Source organism: Actinobacillus minor NM305 (assembly GCF_000175195.1).
GTDB lineage: Bacteria > Pseudomonadota > Gammaproteobacteria > Enterobacterales > Pasteurellaceae > Haemophilus_A > Haemophilus_A minor.
Map to the genome: position 1 here is coordinate 1 of NZ_ACQL01000111.1, position 592 is coordinate 592.

Annotated in this window: 1 protein-coding gene; it reads right to left on the minus strand. The window is 42.7% G+C overall.

Going from position 1 to position 592, the window contains the following annotated elements; genetic code table 11:
- A partial coding sequence (locus tag AM305_RS08900; protein ID WP_005825153.1) for a class A beta-lactamase occupies positions 1–560 on the minus strand: 560 nt, incomplete at its 3' end.
- Between the last annotated feature and the right edge of the window lie 32 nt (positions 561–592).

Consider the following 592-nt stretch of genomic DNA (forward strand, 5'->3'; position numbering starts at 1 on the left):
TTGGCTTGATTTAAATCGGGTTCTAGCCGATTGGTATGGGTTACGTTATCGCCTAATTGTCGCAAAATACGTTGATATTGTTCCACGCCACCCAATTCTTTGAGCAGCAAATTGGTCGCGCTGTTGTCGCTAAACCGCACGGCTGCTTCACATAATTGGGCAATCGTCATGCCTTTGCCAACGTATTTTTGGGTTTCGGGAGAATAACTAACCAAATCTTTTTGGCTATATGAAATGGTACGATTTAAATCTTTTTCAGGCAGCGATTGCAACACCGCCCCAGCCAACAACGCCTTGAAAGTGGACGCATAAGCAAAGCGTTCATCTGCACGATAAGACAAAGAATGTCCCGTTTCTGTATCCCATACATAAACGCCAATTCGGGCTTGATACTGCTGTTCCAAATTCGCCAAAGTCTGTTGAAAGGTGGCTTGTGTGGCTGATTGTTGCACAGGCGCACTAGCAGGCTGCGGATTAGACGTTACCGAATGAACAGAATTGGGCGAACAAGCCGTTAATGTCAGCAATAATAATGTGCCGATTTTTAACTTATTTAACATAAATTATCCTTTGATTTTACTAAATAAATTTC